Consider the following 22,411-nt stretch of genomic DNA (forward strand, 5'->3'; position numbering starts at 1 on the left):
TTTTTCCAAGTGCTAGTTTCACTCTTTACCTTTTCTTTATCTTGTGGTGAGAGTTCATTAAAATAAGGAGTGGATAATATCCTTTGCTTTTGTCTTTCTTTTTCCAAAAGGTCTTGTAAGTGTTTCTGTGTTTCTTCCCTATAAAATTCCTCTCCTTTTTTCTTAGCTAAGGCAAGTTTTATATTCTTGCTCTCTTGCAGGTTAAAAAAGGCATCTTTTTCCTCTTTAGTTAAAGAGCTTTCATCTTTTAAGGCTTTGTTTAAAAAATCACTATAAAACACTTCACTCTTAGCCCTAAAGGCTTCATCCTCTCTTTTTTGCTTGGTATCAAAGAAATAAGCAAAACCTTCAATAGGACTTTTAATCTTATCGTCTTTCTCTAAAATGGCTTGTGTAATAGGCTTGTTATTAAGGGTCTGTTGTTGCAGGGTATCTTGAGTATCATTAGTATGCATAGATGGGATTTGTTGGCTTTGGGGATTTATTTGTGTGTTTGTTTCTAATAGCGGTATAGATAAGGGATAAGCTTCCCATTTATTGTTGCTTTTTAGTGCATTATAAATCATCTCCTCTTTTTGTCCTTGCGGCAGTGATTTAAAACTCTCCTCTAATTTTTCCCACGCAATATTAGTATTTAACCTATTTCTCAAATAATCTATGGTTTTTGCCTTTGGTATGCCATCGTTTTCTAATGCATCAAAATCAATAAAAATCCTCTCCATTTTTTAATCCCTTTAATTTTTTTGTAATATTAGCTTTTTAGAGACTTTAAAAAGAGGGTTAAAAAAAATCGTGCATCTTTGTAGTATAAAGAATGAGGCTATCAATATCCCTTTTAGCTTTGGCTTTTTCTATTTGCAATTTATAATATCTCCTCTTTAGCTCTAATACACAGTGTTTAAATTTAGCAAAGGGGATGGTAGAAATACTTTCATCTAATAAAATATCCCTTGCTTTTTGGGTTAAAACTTTTTTAAAAACAAAGGATTCATAATCTTGGGCGTATTCTCCTAAATCCTCATTATCTAAACAATCTAGAGTGATTTCAATTAAGCTCTCATCTAAAAGCAAGGTTTTTAAAAGGGATTGTTCTAAAGAAGTATTTTTATTATTCTTGCCACTTTGTGTAAAAAAGGATGGGGAGAGATTAAGCGTATCTATGGCTTTGGCTATTAGCTCCTCTTTAAGATAAAAATTGCTCTGCCTTGCAATAATAGCTTTTATCTTGTTGATATGCTGCTCTTTTTCTTTAGGTGTTTGTGCGGTTTTAATCCCATTTAGGCAAAAATAAGAAAAGCCATCGATATTTTTAAACTGCAATTCCGCCTTTTTTTGTAAAATCTCCCCTATATCTTTAAATCCTCCACTTAAAAAAGACAAAGAGCAGTTAAAGAAACCTTGATTGATTAAAAGTTCTAAAGCTCTTTTTGTAGCCATAAGCCCTGCTTCATCATTATCAAAACAAAGGTTGATATGAATATCCTCTTTTAATCGATTAATATTGCTTAAATGGTGGGTATTAAAAGCAGTTCCACAAGTGGCAACGCAGTTTCTAACACCCATTTTATAAAGAGCAATACAATCCATAAAGCCTTCTACAATATACACACTTTTTTGCTTGACTATCTCACTTCTAGCCTTGCTTAGGTTGTAGAGTATTTGGGATTTATTAAATATTTTGCTTTCTTTAGAGTTAATATATTTGGCAGTATTTATAAAATTAACATAAGGGTGAATCCTTGCTGAAAATCCTACTATTTTATGCGTAGCATTCCTAAGACCAAAGGTTATGCGATTAGAAAATGGGCTTTTATTATTCTCATACATTATAGCTAATTCTACTAATTCTTTTTTATACTCTGTTGGTAAAACATTGGGGGCTAATCCTATATCAAAAGATTCTAAATCCTCTAATTCTAACCCACGATTAAACAGATATTGCATTATCTTTTCATTCTCTCTTGCTCTTAAATGTTCTTTAAAAACATCATTAAGAGACTTTAGGGCTTCATATCCTTTGTATTGGGGTTTTGCTTGGGTTTTAATAAGGGTAAAATTCATATCATTAGCAATTTCCTCTAAGGCTTCCTGAAAACTTAGCTTTTTATATTCTTGCAAAAATTTGATAGCATCCCCACTAGCTCCACAACCAAAACAATGGTAAATCTGTTTTTGGGGTGAGATTATAAAGCTAGGACTTCTTTCTTGGTGAAAGGGGCAATTACAGGTGTAATTTACTCCACTTTTGCGTAAAGGTAGGTATTTACTAAGCACCTCTATAATATCTATTCTGTCTTTTAATGCTTCAAGATTGGTAACCATAATACACTCCTTGTTTTTTATATACCTTAAATCTTTGGTGTATCAAAAATCATTGTTTCTTTGTTATCCTCAAAAAACACTTCTAAAGGCTCTTGTTCCTGTTCTTTACTAAAGGTTAAGGTTTTGGGGTTAAAAAATACCTTTTCTTTAAAATGCTTCCCTGTTTGCTTGTTTTTCTTGACAATGATTATTCGCTCATTTTCGTTGAAATCTGTATTTTCTCCCTTTTGTTCGGGGATTCTCTCTATCCTAATAGTGATACTTGCTTCGTGTCCTCCCTTTTTGCTCCCCATAGGATTTTCCTTATCTCCTTTAGCTGTTTGCACGATTAAAATCACAAAGATTTTTAAGGTATGGCAAAGCCTTGCAAGTGTGCTAAATTTTAAGCTTTCCTCCTCCTCCATACTTCGAGTTTGGGGGGTAGTAAGGCGCATTTGACTATCAATTAAGAAAAACTTAGCCCCCTTTTTATACATTCTTTTAATATTTGTTACAACCTCATAAATATCAAATCCCTCATTAACTATAAAAATATTATCTGAACCACTAGTTTGCTTTTGTTTTCGATACAAGTGATTTTCAATCATAAATTCAAAGCAAAAAAAGCCCACTTTGGTTGTTTTAGCTAAATTATCTAAAATTTGTAAGCCTAACATTGTTTTCCCAGCTTCTGCATCTCCACTTATAAGCATTAATTGACCGAGTGTGAATCCCCCATTAAAACAAGAATCCAAAAAATCAATTTTAGTAGGATATTGCGGCATTTTGACTTTATCTTTTAATTCCTCAATCCATTCCTTTTCAGTTTTTAAGTCATTGCTATGTATTTCTAGATGTTGTTGCAGCATTGACAAATCTAGCAAGACATTATCATTACTAGCATTTTTTAGTTTATCTGCTAAAAGCCTTTGTTTTTTGATTTTAGATTCAAAAATGAAATTTTGCGTAAAATTTAAATAATTAGGGTTTGGCTCTGTAGAGAGGAAGTTTAAAAAATAATCGCTTTGCTTGAAATTTTCATCTAAAGAACAAAGTAGTGTTTGTATGCTTAAAACTTCTTTTTCTTTTAGGGGTATCATTTTTTCTAAAATATCTAAACCCTTTTTAGAAAAACAATTTTGGGTTACAATTTCTAAAAACTCAAAAAAATCATCTTGGTAATACAACATTGATTTTAAAATCATCGCTTCCATTGTTTCTTATGCCTCTTGAACCCATTTAGGGTATTTTTTAATCTCTTGAGAATACAGAGCTTTAGTTATAATCTCTATTTCTTGTAGCCTTGTGCCTACAAAGTTTTTAATATGCCCTTGATATGCCTTTTGCTCGCAAGTTTTTAGCATTTCTTTTTTAAAAATCCTTGCAAACTCATTTAAAGAAATATTAAATTGTGTATCATTTAAGACAAGGGCTAATTTGTGATAATAGCTTTTAGGAATAATGTTAATAAACTCTATGAGATATTCCTTTAATACTTCATTTTCTAATCGGATCTTGCAAAGAGATACTTCGTTAAATATGCGTGTTTCCATTATCACAATCTTTTAAGAATTGAAAAACAAATAAATTTTGTAATGATTTTTGTATAAAAAAATCATCTAAGCACTTATGCAAATAAGCATTTTTGGATATATTTTTTTGTTTGCTTATTTTTCCTATTTTTTTGATTGTGCTTTGCTTTAGGGTAAATTTTTTTCTTTTTTTTCTTTCCATTTTTGAATCCTTTAAACGCAAAAATTAAAGCATTTTCAATAATCAAACTTCGGCTTATATTTTCAAGTTCTGCAATAAAATTTAAAACTTGCAAGGTTTGTTCTGTTAAATAAAAGCTCCCTGAATGAATCTTAGGGGTTTTTGTCTTTTTGTAGTGCATTTTCTCTCCTTAAACTACAAAATACACTAAATCACCCTCTTTTTGGATATACCTAACCTTTGCATCAATCGTTAAAGGCACTATCTTTCCTTGCTCGTATTTGGCTAAATTTTCTGGGCTTAATTTACCAATATGTTGCATAATAAGCTCCTTATCTTGCTTATCTTGCTGTTGCTTATCTTTGGCTAATTCTTTGGCTAAAGATTTCCTAGAGCTAAAGCCATAGGTAGGTATTATGGTTTTATTTTTAGGGAATAATCCGCTCCAACCTCGATTAATGCTTGTTTGAATAATGCTAATAATATCCTCTCCTTGCTCTTTTAGCTTTCTTAGGTTGTCTAATATGCTTTTCTTTGTGCTAAGGCAAAGATTTCTGTGCTTTTCCTTGCGGTAATTAAAAAAGTTTTGTATGGATTTTAATTCTTGGTCCGAAAAGCCTTTAAAATCTAATTCAAGATTTTTCTTAGGCTTAATAAAGAGTGTTGATAAATTTATAACTTTTTGTGTTTGTCTTAATATAGATTCTCTTTTTTTATAATATATTCTATCTTTATATGTTGATAAATTTTCCGTAATCGGTGATTCTATCAAACGGGAGGAATGATTATTTTTAGGCTCTTTTAAGCTTTCTGCTAAATCCTGCTCTTGTTGTTGCAAGGGTTGGTTTAGGAAATGAATAAATTCTAAATTTTCTATGATTTTTGGTTCTGTTATTTCCTCCTCTTTTATAAAAATCTCCTCCTCTTGAGGATCTATAAATTCATAATACATATATTCATTAAACTTCCCATTTGTCTTGCCCTGTATTCTTTTTAAGAAAGAATTATCAATTAGCTCTCTTATGGCTTTTCTTATCGTTGTCTCTCCAATATTTAGCATTTTTACTAAATACGCAACATTGACATTCCAAGTATTAGGTAGGCTTAAAAGCAGTATCCCTACCATCTTAGCATTAACGCTTAAAGTCTCATTTTTGATAAAGGCATTGCTTACCTTTGTATAATCTGTTTTGCATTGTGATTTAACTATCATTTTTTATTCCTTATAATCATTTAAAAAGGTTGCCCTTTCTTTATTGCTGCTTTTTATAAATTTGGCATAGACCTTATAGGTGATGTTTAAATTACTATGCCCTAGCATTTGGCTTATCCACATTGGCTCTTCTCCTTTTTGCAGCATTATAGAAGCGAAAGTATGCCTAGTGCAATAAAGATCTGCATTGGGGAGATTTAAGGCTTTTAATACCTTATTAAAAGATTGTCTGAAATTATGGATAAGTTTGGCGTATTTTCCTTTAAAGAGCCTACCTTGTGTTTTTAGCTCTAAATTTAAAATTGGAGGCAACACATCAATTACCCTATTGCTTGTCTTTGTTTTGGGGGATTGAATACCATTTACACTTAGTGTTTTAGTGATTTTTAGGGTTTTATTCTCTAAATCAAAATCACCAGATTCTAAAGCAAAAATCTCCCCACATCTAGCACCACTAAAAAAAGCAAGGGTTAAGTAAAGGCGCAAGGAGGCAGGATACATTGGTCTTTTACTCTCTTTTAGGATAGCAAAGACTTCCTCTAGGCTAAAAACCGTTCTTTCTTTTGAGGGCTTAATATTCCTTAGTTTTTTATTAAAGAAAGGATTCCTGAAATCACTCCTGCTTTGCTCGGCTAAAGTAAAAATTGCATTTAAAACCATACAATAAAGACTGATAGTAGCAGAGCATAGATTTTTTTGTAAAAGCTTGGTATAAAAGAGTTCTATATGGTCTTTATGATAGGATTTAATAGGTTTATTGCCGATTATTTTTACAATGCCTTTAAGGGTTGATTGGTATTGCAAAAAGGTATTTTTCTTAATAAAGGGCTTTTGCGTTTGTAAGAATTTATTCCCATAATATAAAAAATCATTGTTTCCATTGCTAATATTTGGGTTTAAATAATTATCAATGAATGCCTCTAAATTAGTGCTAACAAACTCTATATTTTCAGCATTAAAGGGTAAAAAAGTAGAAAATCTTAAGCGATTTCCATTAACACTGGTGTGAATATGGATTTTTCCACCCCTATTGACTAAAGGTTTTTGAATTTTAGACATTATTTCTCCTTTTTAGTTGGTGAGATACGCACAAAGGTATCAATGATATTATGTGATTTTTTAAGATAAACAAACCCATCTTTCACATAATAATACTTTGGGCTATATATTGATTTCTTTCCAATTATCATAGACATATTATTCTCCTATGGTTAAATTTATGGCTTGTGTTAGGATATGCAAGTATCCCCCTAAAGAATGAGTGAGATTCTCTAAGATTTGGCTAGGGTTTTTAACAAACTTTGCTATTTCAATACTAGTAGTTCCAATAAAGAGCTTTTGCTTGGTCCATACAAAAGGAATTTCTAGTAATTGCATAGAAAAGACATCTACCCCATTGCCTATACAAAGGGCAAAATTAACCCCCTCTAAATTAGCTTTTGACAAATCCGCTCCTAAAAGGTTGCAAGAGGTTAAATTAGCCCCGTCTAAATTGGCACTCCTAAAATTAGAATAGCTTAAAGTGGAGTGGCTAAAATTGCATCCTTGTAAATTGCTACCTGCAAAATTACAACTATGCAAAAATTGATGCGAAAAGTCGGTATTGCTTAAATCCATAAAAGCATAATTAGTTTGCATATCTATCCTTTCAGGGTTGTCTTAAAAGGCTATTAGCTGCTTCTTTTAAGATAGCGGTAAAGTAATCATCAAATACCGACTTTTCAAAACCCATTCTATAAGTGTTGTAGTTTTGCTTGATGAGTTTTACATACCCACATAAATCCACATAAGAATCACTTTCTTGTAATTCTTGTAAGGTTTTACCACTGCTAAGCCCATAATAAAGCCTTGCTAGCTTTAAGCTTAGATAAAAGCCTAAAGCATTATTGTGCTCTAGTTCTTGGCTTTTAAAGTCTTTAGCAAAGTCTAGGAGCTTTTCGCAATTAACTTTAAAGTCTCCATATTCTTGCCCTCTTTGGCTTAAGATTTCATCAATGTTTTTCATTTGTTCTCCTTTTGTTGTAGTTGTTTTAGCTGTGTTATATTGTTATAGGGGAGAAATTCCATATATTCCATATCCTCACTAGACAAATAAAACACATAATGTTCTTCTTTGCCTTTTATATAAAAGGCAAAATCTTTGGCATAAAACCCATTAAGACTCTCTTGGCAAGAGAAATAATGTAAAGTGGAATTTTCGGGTGTTGCTATTTGAGATGGCAAAAAAGGCACTTCCTTAATGAAATTTAAGTCTCTATCAAAGATTTGTAATGCCTTTTTAGAAAAAGAAAATTGACCAAATCGTAAAAAGAAAAGGTCAGAGGCATTTAAATTTATACCAACAAATGGCGGCATTTGTGAATAAGTATTAAAAGGTTTATTAAAATCCTTTCCTTCAAACACATAAGAATTGCAAACAAAGAAGTTTTTATAAAAAATGCTATTTTGGATTTTATTAATCGGTCCCACTTGGAGTTGAAATTTCCCTGTAAAATACCTAAAATGAGTTTTTAATGCCTTAAAATGTAGCCATAGGTCATTTTTTAAATGGCTATTATCACATTGTATTTTTAAAACACTAAAAGTATCACTCACATAAACAGCATCTTTTTTGATGTGGATAGTTTTTCCAGGTCCCAAATTTTTCTTTGCCTTAGCATAGTTATAATTAAAAATCCTGGAATCTAAAGTAACACTTATTTTATCCATTGGTTTTTCTCCTTTTGTTTTCTTATTTTTAAGATGGCTTTTAAAATTTCTGCCTCATTAGATAGGCTTTGCATTTGATTAGTATTGAGTGTTTTACTCTTTTGTTCTTTATGAATTTGTGCTAATCTTTGCGGAGCTGTTGTGATAAGCTCTTGAATTGCTTTTTTGCGTTTTTTCGTGAAAGATTTAAATCTTATAAAACCTTTAACTTCCTTATAAACTTTTTCATAAAAGTCAAAAAGCCATATACCCATACATTTAGCACAATAAAACAAGGTATTTGTTTGGTGATTATGCGTAATAGCTTCTAAAGCAAGTTTTTGTATTTTGAAATCTTGTTGGTATTTTTCCCTTACATTAAATGTTTCACAATATGCCTTAAATAAGGTATTTAAATTATCATTCATACCTACGCCTCATATAATCAAATGCTCTTGTAAGACAATATGGCTCAATATCCTCGTGAAAAGTATCGCTCATAGAATTCACAAAGATTTTGCTACCACTTGGATATTTCTTTTCGTCTAATATTTGTTCTAAATGTTCTGCATGGAATATTACTTTATCCCAGCCCAAATAGTATTTTGGCAATCTTTTAAATATTGCGTTGTTCTCTCTACAAAGGCATTGATACATATTCAGATGATACTTACTATCGCACCTTTGGCTCATTTCTTGACGACAAAACTCACACAACATAGATTTATGAGCTTCTTTTCTAGCCATTCCCTGCAAACACTTAGTCATAGCCTTAGCATAGCAGTTATCACACGCAGCAGATATTTCAGTGCAGCCTGTTATCACATTCCAAGTCTTATCTGTCCATTCTATTTTACTCATTTTGTTTTTCCTATTAAAGCATTTCGCAAACGCCACACACAAGGGCAAAAATACATACTTATTGCCCCACACACTCACACACAAAGGCGTTATGAACTAATATAAACTAATGTTTAAATGAATAATTTTAAAAAGTGAAAATCAATTTTTGAAGCAAAAAGTGCAGTTTTGGCACAAAATTTCTGTAACCCCATTGGGTTTCTACCCCCCCGCCTTTTAGGTAAAAATTCCTACAATTCGGATAGACTTGCAAAAATGGCACAAATATAAAAAGTATATTTAAAAGATAAGGATAGATGAGTTTTATTCAAGATTCAAAAAGATAGTGGATTATACTCCATAAAATCATAGTTAAACAGAGGGGCTAGAAAGATAAAGAAATTAAGCCATAAGAACTTTTAAGATAAATGGGGATAATGATGAGTTTTAAATAATAATTTTTGGTTTTTGTAGAAAGTGCAGCAAGTTTAGTAATTTTTAGTTGTAGAATCCCTAGCAAGATTCTACAAACTTGATTTTATAATCCTAAAAGCTCTTTTACTCTTTTACCATAAGCTGGGTCAGCCTTAGTGAAATGCTCAATTTGTCGCTTACAAATCTCTGCTGGGACACCTTCCATTGCCTCTTTAATGTTTTGGCATAGTGCCTCTTTTTGTTCATTACTCATTAAGCGGTATAAATCTCCTGCTTGGCTAAAATGATCTTCTTCGTATTCACGATGATTATATCTAGCCATTACATCACCTTCTTGTATATGTAATGGTGGTTCAATAGCATTAGTATCTTCTTTATAATCCTCATAATAGCTAGGATTATAATTTCTCTCTCCACCATATCTACCCATTTGCATATATCCATCTCTATGTGTGTTAGCCACAGGTGCAATAGACGCATTAACAGGAAGTTGAGAATGATTGATACCTAAACGATATCTTTGTGTATCTCCATAGCTAAAAAGTCTGCCTTGCAACATTTTATCAGGACTGTATCCAATTCCTGGAACGACATTAGCTGGATTAAATGCTGCCTGCTCTACCTCTGCAAAATAATTTTCTGGATTTTTATTTAATTCTAAAATACCAACCTCAATCAGTGGATAATCTTTGTGAGACCAAACCTTCGTTAAATCAAAGGGATTGACTTTGTAATTTGCGGCATCTTTTTCTGGCATAATCTGCACACAGAATCTCCACTTAGGAAAATTTCCTTTTTCTATATTTTCAAATAAATCTTTTTGGTGAGACTCTCTATCTTTAGCAATAATCTCCTCTGCTTCTTTATTAGTGAGGTTATGGATTCCTTGCAGACTCTTAAAGTGGAATTTCACCCAAAATCGCTCATTTTTGGCATTAATAAAACTATAAGTATGGCTACCAAATCCGTGCATTTCTCTATAACTTCGCGGTATCCCTCTATCACTCATAAGTATTGTTACTTGGTGTAAAGATTCAGGATGCAAACTCCAAAAATCCCAAGCGGCTGTGGCACTTCTTAAATTAGTCTTGGGATCTCTTTTTTGAGTATGTATAAAATCAGGGAATTTCACGGCATCTTTAATAAAAAATACAGGCGTATTATTGCCTACAAGATCCCAATTTCCCTCATTGGTATAAAATTTCAAGGCAAATCCTCTCACATCTCGCTCTGCATCTGCCGCACCTCTCTCACCTGCTACGGTGGAAAATCGTAATAATACTTTTGTTTTTTTGCCCACAGAGCTAAAAATATCTGCTTTTGAATATTGTGTAATATCCTTTGTAATCGTTAATTCACCATAAGCGGCACTTCCCTTAGCATGAACTACACGTTCTGGAATCCTTTCTCTATCAAAATGTGCTAACTTTTCTAAAAGCCAAGTATCTTGTAAAAGTGTAGGACCTCTTTTTCCCGCTGTGATGGAATTTTGATTATCTCCTAATGGAGTTCCTGTTGCTGTTGTTAATTTTTTACTCATTGATATTTTCCTTCAATTATTATTTATAATTCTAAAATATAAAAATTACTCTGTAAATATATCATATTTTTATTAAAAGAAAATTATTATCAATGGAAATTTTAAAAAAATTATTTTAGAAGATTCTTTTTGGTGAGAATACCTTAAAAATTAAAACTTCATTTATTACATTTTTGCTAAAATTATTTGCATAGGTGTAGTGAGTGGTTGCTTTTTAAAGAGGAAAGTCCGAGCTACTTTGGGATAGGATTCCATTTAACCAATGGCTAGAGTAATCTAAGGGAAAGTGCAACAGAAAACAAACCGCTAAATAGCAAGGGTGAAAAGGTAGAGTAAGAGCCTACCGAAAATGTAGCAATACATTTTGCTTTGCAAACCCAATCCGTAGCAAAAAGGGCAAGGTTAATATCCCAAATTTTAGCCCTTTGCTAGATTTTTAATGCGAATTAAAAACAAGATAAATAACCACATAAACAGAACTCGGCTTATAGCTACACCTAAATCTATCTAAGGTTTTATGATGAAGACAAATTCTCTTAAAGACTCACATATTCAACTCTCTCACGGAAGCGGTGGTATTCAATCCCAAATTCTTATTACAGAGCTTTTCTATAACTATCTAAAAGGTTCTATAGTAGGAATAGGAGAAGATGCTGGTATAGGCGAAATCAAAAATAAAATGGCAGTTAGCACAGATGGCTATACGATTTCCCCTTTGTTTTTTTCTGGAGGCGATATAGGAAAGCTTGCAGTTTGTGGGAGTTGTAATGATGTAGCAATGATGGGTGCTAAGGCAAAATATCTTACAGCTAGTTTTATGATAGAAGAAGGATTTTTAATAAAAGATTTAGAGCAAATCCTAAAATCCTTTGGTAATACCTTAAAAGAATGCGGAGTAAAACTTATATCAGGAGATACTAAAGTCTTACCCAAAGGAACATTAGATAAAATTTTTATTACCACTACGGCTTTTGGGGAAGTTCTTTACCCCAATTTAAGTGCTTTTAAGATACCAGAAGACACTGCTATACTTTTAAGCGGAGATATTGGTGATCACGGAGCAATTATCTATTCTACCCGTGAGGGGATAAATTTACAAAGCAATCTACAAAGTGATTGCGCATTACTTTATCCTATGTTAGAGCCACTTTTTAAAAGTAATATAAAAATCTATGCTTTAAGAGATGCTACAAGAGGCGGTATTGCAAGTGTATTAAATGAATGGGCAAATACCTCTAATATTGGAATCACCATAGAAGAGAGCAAACTCCCTATCAAAGATGAAGTCAAAGGAATTTGTGAGCTTTTAGGGTTTGAAGCTTATAACTTAGCCAATGAGGGAATGTGTGTTTTAAGTGTCGCTAAAGAAGATGCTCAAAAAGCTTTAGAGATTTTACACAAAACACAAAAGGGTAAAAACGCGCAAATGATAGGTTACACTCATAATCATCATCCAAAATCCGTAATTTTGCAAACAGATTATGGTTCCAAACGTTTTTTAGAATACCCAAGCGGGGAACTACTCCCTCGAATCTGCTAATTCTAAGAGGTAATTACGCCACAATCTCCTTATTGTATTGCATTCTTAAGTCTTATGGGATCTTTTTAGGGATTCCGCACACACTCTAGCACTAGCCCAAGCAAAAGCTAAGTTATAACCCCCTCTATCCCCTACAATATCAAGCATTTCGCCTATAATATAAAGCCCACTTACGGCTTTACTCTCCAAAGTATTAATCTTTACTGCATTAGCACTTACTCCACCTCCACTAACTTCTGCATTTTCAAAACCTTGCAATTTAGGATTCTTAAATTCCCAATTTTTTAGGCAAAAAATCAGTTTTTTAATATTTTTTGTATGACATTGTTTTATCTTTAAAACTTCCATACAAACCCTAGCAAATTTGGGAGGTAAAAAACCATTTAATAGCTGTAATAACGACCTTTGTGGAAAACTTTTATGAAGTTTTAGCAACATTTGCTCTAAAAACTCTGCTTCAAAATTAGGCAAAAAGTCTATAATTAAAACATTATCCTGTGATGTTTGAATTTGCGAGGAAATATCCAAAATACCAAAACCCGAAACTCCATAGGAGGTAAAAAGTAAATCATCAATAACTTCTTTTTTGGTAATGGTATCAACCTTTAAAGTTATCTTAACTTTCAATTTCATACCACTTAAATCCCTTAAACTATGGGTATCAAGCTTTAATGGAACTAACGAAGGATAAGTTTGCACAATCTCCAAACCAAGACTTCTTGCTAACTCTAACCCCTTGTTGCTTCCCCCAAGTTTTGGATATGCCTCACTCCCACAAGCAAGTATTAAATAAGAAGATTGATAAGTTCCTTTAGTGCTTTGCACAAAAAAATTTTTAGAATCCTTATGGATATTTAAAACTTCTTCTTCTAAGTGGATTCTCACCTTACCCTCTTCTAGCTTCAAAGAAAATACTTCCAAAAGGGATTTGGCACTTTGAGAATTTGGATATACCCTACCATCTAATTGCTGTGTAAGCAACAAACCCATTTTTCTGCAACATTCTTGAAACTCTGAAAAATTAAAACCCTCTAAAATAGATTGAATAGCTTGGGAAGTAAAGCTACTACTTTGATAGCAAGAGGTGCGTGTATAGAGATTATGAATATTACAGCGTCCATTACCTGTTGCTAAAAGCTTCTTTCCTAAAATTTTATTTTTTTCAAAAAGATAAATAGGCAAACCCAATTCTAAAAGTGAGATAGCACAAAAAATACCACTTGCGCCACCACCAACAATTATGATATTAGGAGTTATTGAAAACTCCCATAAGACATTATTTTATTATAGCGATTTTGTAAATAGTCCTTATCACTGCGTATCTCTTTTAAAGAAGTCAAAAAGTATTCCTTAATTTTCTGAGCCGCCATTTCTTTATCCCTATGCGCACCAATTTTTGGCTCCTCTATAATCGCATCAATTAAACCCGCTTCTTTAAGGTCTTCTGGAGTAATCTTCATAGATTGCGTTGCACCCTCAATCTTACTAGCATCATTCCATAAAATAGCCGCACAACCTTCAGGAGAAATAACACTCAAAACAGAATATTCCATCATAGCTAATCTATCTGCAACAGCAATTGCCAACGCTCCACCACTTCCACCCTCTCCAATAACAATAGAAATTGTTGGTATTCTTAAGGTGCTAAACTCTTGTAAATTTTTCGCTATGGCTTCACTTTGCCCCCTCTCTTCAGCACCAACACCAGGATAAGCACCAGGAGTATCGATAAACATCAATAAAGGGATATTGAATTTTTCTGCTATTTTTGCAACTCTCAAGGCTTTGCGATACCCCTCTGGATTTGGCATACCAAAATTCCTATAAATTTTATTCTTTGTCCCTCTTCCCTTTTCTTCACCAATTATCATAACTTTTTGGTTATCAATTTTTCCAAGATAGCAAACAATAGCATTATCATCACTAAAATGCCTATCTCCATGAATTTCTACAGAATCTTTTAAAAGCAAATTAATATAATCCATTGCATAAGGGCGATCAGGATGTCGCGCTAATTGTAATTTTTGATAATCGGAGAGATTAGAATAAACTTTGTGTATTTCTTTATCTAAGTCTTTTTGCAAAATCTCAATTGCGTGAATATCATTCTTCAGTTGTGCCGTTGTGATACTCTCTTGAAGTGTTTTGATTTTTGTTTCAAATTCTAAATAAGTTGACAAACCCTTACACCTTCTTAAAAATAACAACTCCATTAGTTCCACCAAAACCAAAGGAATTACTCATAATCGTATTCACATTAGCCTCTCTTGCCCTATTAGGTATATAATCTAAATCACATTCTGGATCTTTTTGTGATTGATTAATCGTTGGGGGTAAAATACCTTTTTGCATAGCCATAATTGCAATGACTGCCTCTATACCACCTGCTGCCCCTAAACAATGCCCTATTTGACCCTTTGTAGAGCTTACAGGAGGAACATCACCATTAAACGCTTTCTTAAGTGCTAAAGTTTCATATAAATCATTGTATTTTGTGCTAGTTCCGTGAGCATTGATATAATCTATCTTGGTATTTGCCATTTTTAGAGCATCGCGTATGGCTCGATAAGCACCTTCTCCCTCTGGGGATGGAGCTGTGATATGATTAGCATCACCACTCTCACCAAAACCAATTAATTCTGCATAAATTTTAGCCCCTCTTTGCTTTGCTATTTCGTATTCTTCTAAGATTAAAGCAGCCGCACCCTCTCCCATAACAAAACCGCTTCTTTTAGCATCAAATGGACAAGAAGCAAGTGTAGGTTCATCATTTCTATCACAGAGTGCTTTCATTGCGGCAAAACCGCCAATACCAACCCCACAAATTGCAGATTCTGCTGCAACTACCAACATCCTATCTGCTTGATTTATCATAATTGTTTTTCCTGCTTCGATAATAGCGTGCGTACCGGCTGCACAAGCTGTAACACTTGCTAAATTTGGACCTTTAAGCGAAAAATCAATGGAAATAAATCCACCTAACATATTCACTAATGCAGAGGGAATAAAAAATGGAGAGATTCTTTTAGGTCCCTTGTCAAAATTAATCACAGAATTTTTTTCAATATTTCCTAAGCCACCAATACCAGAAGCAGAATACACGCCAAAGCTTTCTGCATCAATATTGCTCACTAAACCTCCTTGTGAATCAAGAAGTTCGCTATCTTCCATAGCTTCCTTAGCGGCTTTAATGCCAAGCTGAATAAATCTATCAGCTTTCTTTACTTCTTTAGCATCCATTACACTCACAGGATCAAAATCAGTAATTTCCGCAGCAATTTTCACAGGAAATTCAGAAATGTCAAAAGAGGAGATTGTTTTAATTCCACATTTTCCCTCAACAATAGCCCCAAAAGAATCCTCTCTATTTAATCCTAAAGCATTAATCATTCCAATACCTGTAACTACAACGCGTCTCATATTTCTCCCTTAAAAACTTGAGTAAAATGCTTCATAGTATGCCAAAGGACATACTATAAGACATATCAATTAAGATTTTGCCTTTTCAATATAAGCCACTACATCACCTACTGTTGCAATCTTTTCTGCATCTTCATCAGGAATTTCAATCTCAAACTTTTCTTCTAATGCCATTACCAATTCAACAACATCTAAAGAATCGGCTCCCAAATCATCAACAAATTTAGATTCTGATTTAACCTCACCTTCATTTACATTTAATTGCTCTACTACCACAGCTTTCACATCATCAAATATTGCCATATAGCATTCTCCTTAAATTTTTCGATATTTAAAATGAAGAGTAATTGTAGCTAAGTTTTTCTTAAAAAACTTAAAGCCTCTACATATACAATCCGCCATTAACCTTTAAAACTTCTCCTGTTATATAATTTGCATAATCAGAAAGCAAAAAGGCAACCGCTCCAGCTACTTCCTCTCCTGCTCCAAAATATCCTAAAGGAATATTGGTAATATAAGATTGCTGGATTTCTTCCTTAAGATTTTTTGTCATATCACTTTGGATAAATCCGGGAGTAACACAATTAAAACGGATTTTTTTACTACCACCTTCTTTTGCAAAAGATTTTGTCATAGCTATCATACCACCCTTACTTGCTGCATAATTACATTGCCCTATATTCCCAATCTCACCAATAATAGAAGCAATATTCACAACACTACCATATCCCTGTTTGCGCATAATTTTTAATGCCTCCTTACAACCAATAAAACAAGAAACTAAATTGGCATCCAAGACTGCATTAAACTCCTCTACCTTCATACGCATTGAAAGCTTATCATTAGTAATACCTGCATTATTAACCAGATAACCCAATTCTCCATCACTTTGCACTATAAGTCCTAAAGCCTCTACAAATTGTGCTTCATTAGTGGCATCAAAACAGACAACAGCTACTTTGCCCCCTTGCTTTTCAATCTCATCTTTTAAAGCATCTGCAACTTCAGGCTTAGAGCGATAATTAATCCATACTTTTAATCCCATTTGCGCAAGTAACCTTGCAATATCTGCTCCAATGCCCCTACTAGAACCTGTAATTAAAACATTTTTGCCATAAAATTTCATAACAATCCTTAAAAATAAAAGGATATTATACCTAAATTTAGGCGGTTACCTCATAATAAATAAGGGTTTTAGAATTAGCCATATCCCTCTTTATATCAAGTATATTCAATCCCTCAATCATCAAACACTCTAACTCCTTGAGAGTTTTTAAATTATTATTGGCACATTCTCTTAGCAAGATTCCACGATAATATTTTGCATAATGGCTCACTTTTTTTTGATTCTTTATAAAAATAGGTTCATAGACTAAAAATGTAGAGGGTATTGGAAGACATTGTTGATAAAATCCTGCCCTTAAATCTAAAATCTCCTTTTCTTTATCTAAAAACTTCAAATATTTTTCTTTATTCTTAGCATAAAACTTTTTACTTTCAAAACCCAAAAATCCATTTCCTTGCTTCAAATCATAATAGGGAATCAAATCATTAGCTTTCAATAAACCAAAAAGGTTTGAAAAGATTAAAACTTGCCTATCAATATATTCTTGAGAATTTAAAGGTAATTTTTCATAATCAAGCGCTCTAAAAGCTACACCATCATAGCGCAAAATAGCCTTTAATAGCGGTATTTTAAAAATATTTTGCAATAAAGCTATTTCGTTCATATTAAGGTTTTTAACCCCTAAAAGTTTCTTTAACTCTTCATCACTTGCACTTGTCAAAAAAGCATAATAAGCATTTAAAACTTCTTCTAAATTAGGGGTTAAAAAATCCTTATAAAACTCTTTTTTAGTTTTTATCTCTTGTGAATGGGAAGTTTTTTTCTTTTCGCTAGGTGAGAATAAAATCCACATTTTAGACCTTTATGTTATAATTTTGGCAAATTCTATCACTAAAGGCTAGGTTATGCAATATTTATTTAAGCTTTGTCCCTATTTTTTAGCCCTCTATTTACTACTTATTGGCATTAGTTTAGGAGCTGCTTTAGCAAGTGGGGCTTTTACTGCGCCCTCTATTTTTCGCGCTGCAGAGATTGTTCAAAATTTAGAAATCACTACTTTTCAATCAGGCATTTTAATGACTTCTATTTTTATCAAGCTTAATTTTCTATTAAATATTTTAGCCTTATATATTATTATCTATGAAACAATACTAAGCTTCTATAAAGAAAAATTTACGCCTTTATTAGGGCTAATTAATGTTATTTTAATTTTTCTTTTTACTCTGTATTACACTCCTTTGATTGTAGAAGCACAAATCTCAGGGGAAGATAGCCTTTATAATGAATCTTTTGTTGCTATGCATCACCAATCTGTTTTAGTCTTTAAAACCCTTATCATAGGCTTATGTGTGCTTTTTATTTATCGTGTTTTAAAGGTTATTAATAGCGGTTACAAAGGTAAATAAACTCACAATTTCTGCAAACCTCTCTCTTTTCAGAAAGCTCAAAAGAAATGGCTTTTGCTTTAGCCTTAATCTCCTCTAAATATTTGGATAGATATTCTTGTTTTTCCACTAATACTTCCTCATAAATAATTTGTGGTTGGCAAATACTATAAAAAGCAGCTTTAATGGATTCTCCTAATTTCAAATCTTTAAGTGCTAAAGCATAGATAGGAAGTTGAAAATCTTTAGATTTTTCATAATTTTTTTGTGTATCGCATTTTATTTCTCTCTTGTATTTATAATCCAAAATCAAAATCTCATCACCCCTTTTATCAATCCTATCTATCTTTCCATAAAAAGGAATCCCACAAAACTCCATAGAGAATTCCTTTTCAAGTGCTAAAGGAATCCAACCTTCTTGCAATCTTTTTTCTTCTTTTTTTAAAAAAGCTTCTAAATATCTTTTTGCTAATTGGCTCAAAAAATATTCTTGTTGGCTAGAGGAAATTTCAAGATTTTGATAAGTTTTTTGAATAACTTGTTGAAAATCTCTTTTCTCTAAAAACTCACTAAAACCCTCTTGCAAAGCTTTATGAATCTTACTCCCTATGTTAAAAGTTTCTTTTTTTTCTTTAAATCCCTGCACATAACGATAGTAATATTTTCTCTTACAGGTTAAAAAACATTCCAAACTCGTTGGACTAAATTTAAGCTCTAAAGGCTCTATAATCTCTATTTCTCGGTAATTCAACGCTCCTCCACGCAAAAAATACTGCCCAAACTCTAAAACATTACCCTCTAAAACCTGTTTTTGCGAAAATACCCTCTCATCTAATAAAAATCTTGAGGGTTTATCCTCTTGATTATCAAGAGTTAAAAGCCATACTTCTTTGGAATTTTTAAAAAGTTGTGAATAATAATATTTTTGTAAATTCTCTCTATCTACCCTAGTAGGCAATCCCACTTTTTGCCGTATCGTTGTATTTAAAAAAATATCTTTATGGCTTAGAGCAGGAACATTTTCTTCTATAAATTCTGGAATTAAAACATAACTAAATGCTATCCCCCTTGTTTCTAAAATCCCCATTATGCTAATTCTACCTCCACCCACATCATCTAAGGTTTCTTGCTCCAACATAAAAAGAAAGGCAAATACCTTATCTTTGGGGGATAAATGATAAAGATACTTTAACCCGCATTCAAATTTTTCTAAAACTTCATAAATTCTTGTTTTAATTTTTTTATCCTCTTGAGAGTTCCCTTTAAACTCTGCAAGAAAAGCCTTTAAAGATTCTAAATCTCTAAATCCTTCTAAAGATTCCAATAACGACTTAAAAAGTGAAGTTTCTATGATTTTCTTACCCATTGCAAAATTAAAATTCCTTGCCCTATCAAAAAGCTTAAGATATTTCACAAAATCCTCATTGGGTAAAACAACACAAATTTCCTCTGGTGCAATGCCTCTTTGCAACCATTTATCAATTTGCATAAACATTGCCCCAATTTGCGTGATTCTATCTGGTGTTTGCAGAATATGAATTTCTGCTTGTTTATCACCATTATCTTTTCTTAAAGAAACTTTTTCTATCTTCTTAGCTTCTAATTTCACAACAACTTCACCAAATTTCAAAGAAAGACCAAAGAGATTCTCATAATATTTTTGATTAAAAGCTTGAATATCAAGCTTAAAAAACACAGGTTTATAAAGAGAAATTTCCTCAAAAACCAACATTTCAAAGCGACTTAAAAAACCATCTAAAGCAACTTCAATACAATCATAATTCCCCAAAAGCTCAAAAGTAATTTTAAAATCTTCTAAAAAATATTTGTCAAAAAATCCATTAAAGGCTAATTTATCCTTATAAGATTTAAAAATCGCCTTTAAGACCTTCAAATGATCATCATAAAAAGCATAAACATCAAGCTTCTCTAGCTGTTCTAGCACGATACATTCTGCGCATAATTCATCATAAAACTTTAGAAAAAAACTAGAATTTAAAAGGAATTGTGAAAAATTCTTTGCAAATTCTCCAAGACCCTTGGTTTGATTTTCTCTAATAGCCTCATAGAGATAGATAAGACGCAAAAATTCTGGAATCTTAACTTTATTTTCAACCCTTAAAACAAAATCTAAAAACTCCCCAATACTCTGTGCATTAGGCAAAAAGTTCTGATGATTTTGATAAAAAAACTTAATGGCTCTGGAGGTGGAAAACAAGTAAAGAGTTTGAAGACTCACCTACAAAACCCTTTTAATCGTTTTTAAAACATTCTCCACACTAAACCCAAAATATGCAAAAAGTTCCTCTCCTTTGCCACTAGCCCCAAACCTATCCATACCAATAACCTCATCGGCAAAAGCTCTCCATTCTAAGCCTCGACTAGCTTCAATGGCAATCACTTTACCTTGCAATAAAGAATCTTGATAGCTCTTATCTTGCTTGAAAAATAAATCCAAACAAGGCACACTTACCACTTGAACCCCTAGATTTTCTTGCTCTAATTTTGATGCGCATTCTAAAGCCAAAGCTACTTCACTTCCACTTGCTAAAAATGTGATTTTAACAGGCTTTGTGGATTTTCGTTTTAAATATGCACCCCTTTTTACATCCTCTTTATTGATCTTTTCTAAAACAGCAAGATTCTGACGACTTAGCACAAAGGCACAAGGACCCTCAATCTCCAAAGCACACTGCCAAGCTGCGATATTTTCATTAGCATCTGCTGGACGAAAAACATTCAAATTTGGCATAGCCCTAAAATGGCTTAATTGTTCAATGGGTTGATGGGTTGCGCCATCCTCTCCCACGCCTATACTATCGTGCGTCCAAATATAAAATACCTTGCTTTTCATAAGCGAAGCTACCCGCACACTAGGGGTTAAATAATCACTAAACACAAAAAAAGTCGCATTAAAGGGCAAAAAAAGCCCATAATTAGCTAAGGCATTACAAATAGCCCCCATACAATGCTCCCTAATCCCAAAGTGAAAATTACGCCCTTTAGGAAAATCCCCCATACCCTTTAATTCTGTGTTATTAGAAGGTGCTAAATCTGCACTCCCCCCAATAAACCCCTCTAAGGCTTTAGCAATGGCATTTAAAATCTCTCCATTACTAGAACGCGTTGCGATACTCTCCCCTGTTTTAAACTCTGGATAAACAATCGCATTAAAATCAGGATTTAAAAGCCTCTCTAAAAACTCTCTTTTAGGATGATTCTTAGAGATTATCTCCCATTCTTTATTGGCTAACTCTCCGAGTTCTTGCGTATTTTTAAAGCCAATAGCACAGGAGGGGGGAACAAAAAATTTCTGCTTAGAATCAAAACCCAAAGCTTCTTTAGAATCTTTAATCTCTTGCTCTCCTAAAGGAGCACCGTGGCTTTTATGAGAACCACAAAGCCTAAGTGAGCCTTTGGCAATCTTTGTTTTAGCGATAATAAGTGTAGGCTTTTGAGCATTTTTGGCATTTTCTAAGGCTTCATCAATAGCTAAAAAGTTATGCCCATCAATCTCAAAAACCTCCCAATTTTGCGCTTTAAATCTTGCTTTTACATCCTCGCTAAAAGCAATCTTACAATCTCCTTCGATAGTAATATCATTACTATCATAAATGACAATGAGATTATTAAGACAATGCAAGCCCGCCAATGAAGCAGCCTCATAAGAGATTCCCTCTTGTAAATCTCCATCCCCACAAAAGCAATACACCTTGTGCGAGATAAGATCCTCCCCCAACATAAAAGAAGCCATTTTTGCCCCCATTGCAAAGCCAACTGCATTAGCGATTCCTTGCCCCAAAGGACCTGTGGTAATCTCAATCCCTTGTGTATGTTTATATTCAGGATGACCCGGAGTTTTAGAGCCTAATTTTCTAAAACCCTTTAAATCCTCCAAACTTACATCAAACCCCCATAAATGAAGCAAACTATACACCAAAGCACTAGCGTGCCCTCCACTAAAAACAAGCCTATCCCGATTAATCCAACAAGGATTTTTGGGGTTTATTCGGATATGATAGCCCAAAACCACTGCAATATCTGCTAATCCCATAGGAGCACCGGGATGTCCGCTATTTGCTTCTTGCACCATATCCGCACAAAGGAATCTTAAAGTATCCGCCATCAACTGATATTCATTGATTTCATTTTTATCCAACATTATTTCCCCTCATCTTAAATCTTTAAAGAATCCTTTTGAATTTTGCTTGTAAAGCTTCATAAAAGAATTAGCTCTTTTTGTAGTGCTATTTTTATTGAAATCTTATAA

The 22,411-nt window shown here is 33.0% G+C and carries 24 protein-coding genes and 1 other RNA gene; 3 read left to right on the top strand and 22 right to left on the bottom strand.

Translation table 11 applies throughout. The features are described 5' to 3' along the window. From C6H18_RS00005 to C6H18_RS00065, 14 genes are all read right to left on the bottom strand, one after another. Positions 1–722: hypothetical protein (locus C6H18_RS00005; protein WP_158654840.1), on the bottom strand; the 722-nt coding region annotated here is incomplete at its 3' end. A 58-nt stretch (positions 723–780) separates the two neighbouring features. Then, positions 781–2,322: a DNA primase gene (gene dnaG, locus C6H18_RS00010; RefSeq protein ID WP_104721078.1), complete on the bottom strand. Its 1,542-nt coding sequence runs from the start codon at positions 2,320–2,322 to the stop codon at positions 781–783. A 26-nt stretch (positions 2,323–2,348) separates the two neighbouring features. Continuing rightward, the gene (locus C6H18_RS00015) at positions 2,349–3,515 is read right to left on the bottom strand and encodes an ATPase domain-containing protein (protein ID WP_104721079.1); all 1,167 of its coding nucleotides are present in this window, start codon (positions 3,513–3,515) and stop codon (positions 2,349–2,351) included. Between the two features lie 6 nt (positions 3,516–3,521). Then, a complete protein-coding gene (locus C6H18_RS00020) occupies positions 3,522–3,854 on the bottom strand; it encodes a hypothetical protein (RefSeq protein ID WP_104721080.1) in 333 nt (110 codons plus the stop codon). A gap of 74 nt (positions 3,855–3,928) precedes the next feature. Then, positions 3,929–4,195 carry a hypothetical protein gene (locus C6H18_RS00025; protein ID WP_104721081.1) on the bottom strand — a complete coding sequence of 89 codons (267 nt, stop codon included), beginning with the start codon at positions 4,193–4,195 and terminating at the stop codon, positions 3,929–3,931. A 9-nt stretch (positions 4,196–4,204) separates the two neighbouring features. Next, complete coding sequence (locus tag C6H18_RS00030) at positions 4,205–5,227, bottom strand: helix-turn-helix domain-containing protein (protein ID WP_104721082.1); 1,023 nt, start codon at positions 5,225–5,227, stop codon at positions 4,205–4,207. 3 nt (positions 5,228–5,230) lie between these two features. Next, entirely contained in the window at positions 5,231–6,286 is a 1,056-nt protein-coding gene (locus tag C6H18_RS00035) for a site-specific integrase (protein WP_104721083.1), read from the bottom strand. Then, positions 6,286–6,423 carry a hypothetical protein gene (locus C6H18_RS09380; protein WP_158654841.1) on the bottom strand — a complete coding sequence of 46 codons (138 nt, stop codon included), beginning with the start codon at positions 6,421–6,423 and terminating at the stop codon, positions 6,286–6,288. Before C6H18_RS09380 ends, C6H18_RS00035 begins: the two co-directional genes overlap by 1 nt. A 1-nt stretch (position 6,424) precedes the next feature. After that, complete coding sequence (locus C6H18_RS00040) at positions 6,425–6,865, bottom strand: pentapeptide repeat-containing protein (protein WP_104721084.1); 441 nt, start codon at positions 6,863–6,865, stop codon at positions 6,425–6,427. A 10-nt stretch (positions 6,866–6,875) separates the two neighbouring features. After that, the gene (locus C6H18_RS00045) at positions 6,876–7,232 is read right to left on the bottom strand and encodes a hypothetical protein (protein ID WP_104721085.1); all 357 of its coding nucleotides are present in this window, start codon (positions 7,230–7,232) and stop codon (positions 6,876–6,878) included. Next, positions 7,229–7,936 carry a hypothetical protein gene (locus C6H18_RS00050; protein WP_104721086.1) on the bottom strand — a complete coding sequence of 236 codons (708 nt, stop codon included), beginning with the start codon at positions 7,934–7,936 and terminating at the stop codon, positions 7,229–7,231. The genes C6H18_RS00045 and C6H18_RS00050 overlap by 4 nt, the downstream gene beginning before the upstream one ends. Then, positions 7,924–8,343, bottom strand: a complete 420-nt coding sequence (locus C6H18_RS00055; RefSeq protein ID WP_104721087.1) for a hypothetical protein — start codon at positions 8,341–8,343, stop codon at positions 7,924–7,926. The genes C6H18_RS00050 and C6H18_RS00055 overlap by 13 nt, the downstream gene beginning before the upstream one ends. After that, on the bottom strand, positions 8,336–8,776 hold the full coding sequence (locus tag C6H18_RS00060; RefSeq protein WP_104721088.1) for a DUF5131 family protein: 441 nt from the start codon (positions 8,774–8,776) through the stop codon (positions 8,336–8,338). Before C6H18_RS00060 ends, C6H18_RS00055 begins: the two co-directional genes overlap by 8 nt. 517 nt (positions 8,777–9,293) lie before the next feature. Beyond that, positions 9,294–10,730: a catalase gene (locus C6H18_RS00065; protein WP_104721089.1), complete on the bottom strand. Its 1,437-nt coding sequence runs from the start codon at positions 10,728–10,730 to the stop codon at positions 9,294–9,296. Between the two features lie 191 nt (positions 10,731–10,921). Here C6H18_RS00065 and rnpB point away from each other — a divergent pair. Beyond that, an RNA gene (gene rnpB, locus C6H18_RS00070) (RNase P RNA component class A) lies at positions 10,922–11,234 on the top strand. A 16-nt stretch (positions 11,235–11,250) separates the two neighbouring features. Continuing rightward, complete coding sequence (gene hypE / locus C6H18_RS00075) at positions 11,251–12,270, top strand: hydrogenase expression/formation protein HypE (RefSeq protein ID WP_104721090.1); 1,020 nt, start codon at positions 11,251–11,253, stop codon at positions 12,268–12,270. Between the two features lie 45 nt (positions 12,271–12,315). Here hypE and C6H18_RS00080 read toward each other — a convergent pair whose 3' ends face one another. The 6 genes from C6H18_RS00080 to C6H18_RS00105 form a co-directional block, all read right to left on the bottom strand. Then, positions 12,316–13,527, bottom strand: coding sequence for an aminoacetone oxidase family FAD-binding enzyme (locus C6H18_RS00080; protein WP_104721091.1), 1,212 nt, complete (start codon positions 13,525–13,527; stop codon positions 12,316–12,318). Continuing rightward, entirely contained in the window at positions 13,524–14,450 is a 927-nt protein-coding gene (accA, locus tag C6H18_RS00085) for an acetyl-CoA carboxylase carboxyl transferase subunit alpha (protein ID WP_104721140.1), read from the bottom strand. The genes C6H18_RS00080 and accA overlap by 4 nt, the downstream gene beginning before the upstream one ends. Positions 14,451–14,454: 4 nt before the next feature. Beyond that, on the bottom strand, positions 14,455–15,690 hold the full coding sequence (locus C6H18_RS00090; protein ID WP_104721092.1) for a beta-ketoacyl-ACP synthase II: 1,236 nt from the start codon (positions 15,688–15,690) through the stop codon (positions 14,455–14,457). A 69-nt stretch (positions 15,691–15,759) separates the two neighbouring features. Beyond that, on the bottom strand, positions 15,760–15,993 hold the full coding sequence (gene acpP, locus C6H18_RS00095; RefSeq protein WP_104721093.1) for an acyl carrier protein: 234 nt from the start codon (positions 15,991–15,993) through the stop codon (positions 15,760–15,762). A gap of 79 nt (positions 15,994–16,072) precedes the next feature. Continuing rightward, the gene (fabG, locus tag C6H18_RS00100; RefSeq protein ID WP_104721094.1) at positions 16,073–16,816 is read right to left on the bottom strand and encodes a 3-oxoacyl-ACP reductase FabG; all 744 of its coding nucleotides are present in this window, start codon (positions 16,814–16,816) and stop codon (positions 16,073–16,075) included. Positions 16,817–16,853: 37 nt separating this feature from the next. Further along, entirely contained in the window at positions 16,854–17,609 is a 756-nt protein-coding gene (locus C6H18_RS00105; protein WP_104721095.1) for a YaaA family protein, read from the bottom strand. A gap of 52 nt (positions 17,610–17,661) precedes the next feature. On the opposite strand from C6H18_RS00105, the gene C6H18_RS00110 reads away from it, so the two are divergent. Beyond that, the gene (locus C6H18_RS00110) at positions 17,662–18,162 is read left to right on the top strand and encodes a DUF4149 domain-containing protein (protein ID WP_104721096.1); all 501 of its coding nucleotides are present in this window, start codon (positions 17,662–17,664) and stop codon (positions 18,160–18,162) included. Here C6H18_RS00110 and C6H18_RS00115 read toward each other — a convergent pair. Both C6H18_RS00115 and tkt read right to left on the bottom strand, forming a co-directional pair. Next, the gene (locus C6H18_RS00115) at positions 18,137–20,380 is read right to left on the bottom strand and encodes a PD-(D/E)XK nuclease family protein (RefSeq protein ID WP_104721097.1); all 2,244 of its coding nucleotides are present in this window, start codon (positions 20,378–20,380) and stop codon (positions 18,137–18,139) included. The two genes, C6H18_RS00110 and C6H18_RS00115, sit on opposite strands and share 26 nt — an antisense overlap. Continuing rightward, positions 20,381–22,303, bottom strand: coding sequence for a transketolase (gene tkt, locus C6H18_RS00120; protein ID WP_104721098.1), 1,923 nt, complete (start codon positions 22,301–22,303; stop codon positions 20,381–20,383). Between the last annotated feature and the right edge of the window lie 108 nt (positions 22,304–22,411).

Origin of the sequence: Helicobacter mesocricetorum (assembly GCF_900198605.1) — a bacterium.
Lineage (GTDB): Bacteria > Campylobacterota > Campylobacteria > Campylobacterales > Helicobacteraceae > Helicobacter_D > Helicobacter_D mesocricetorum.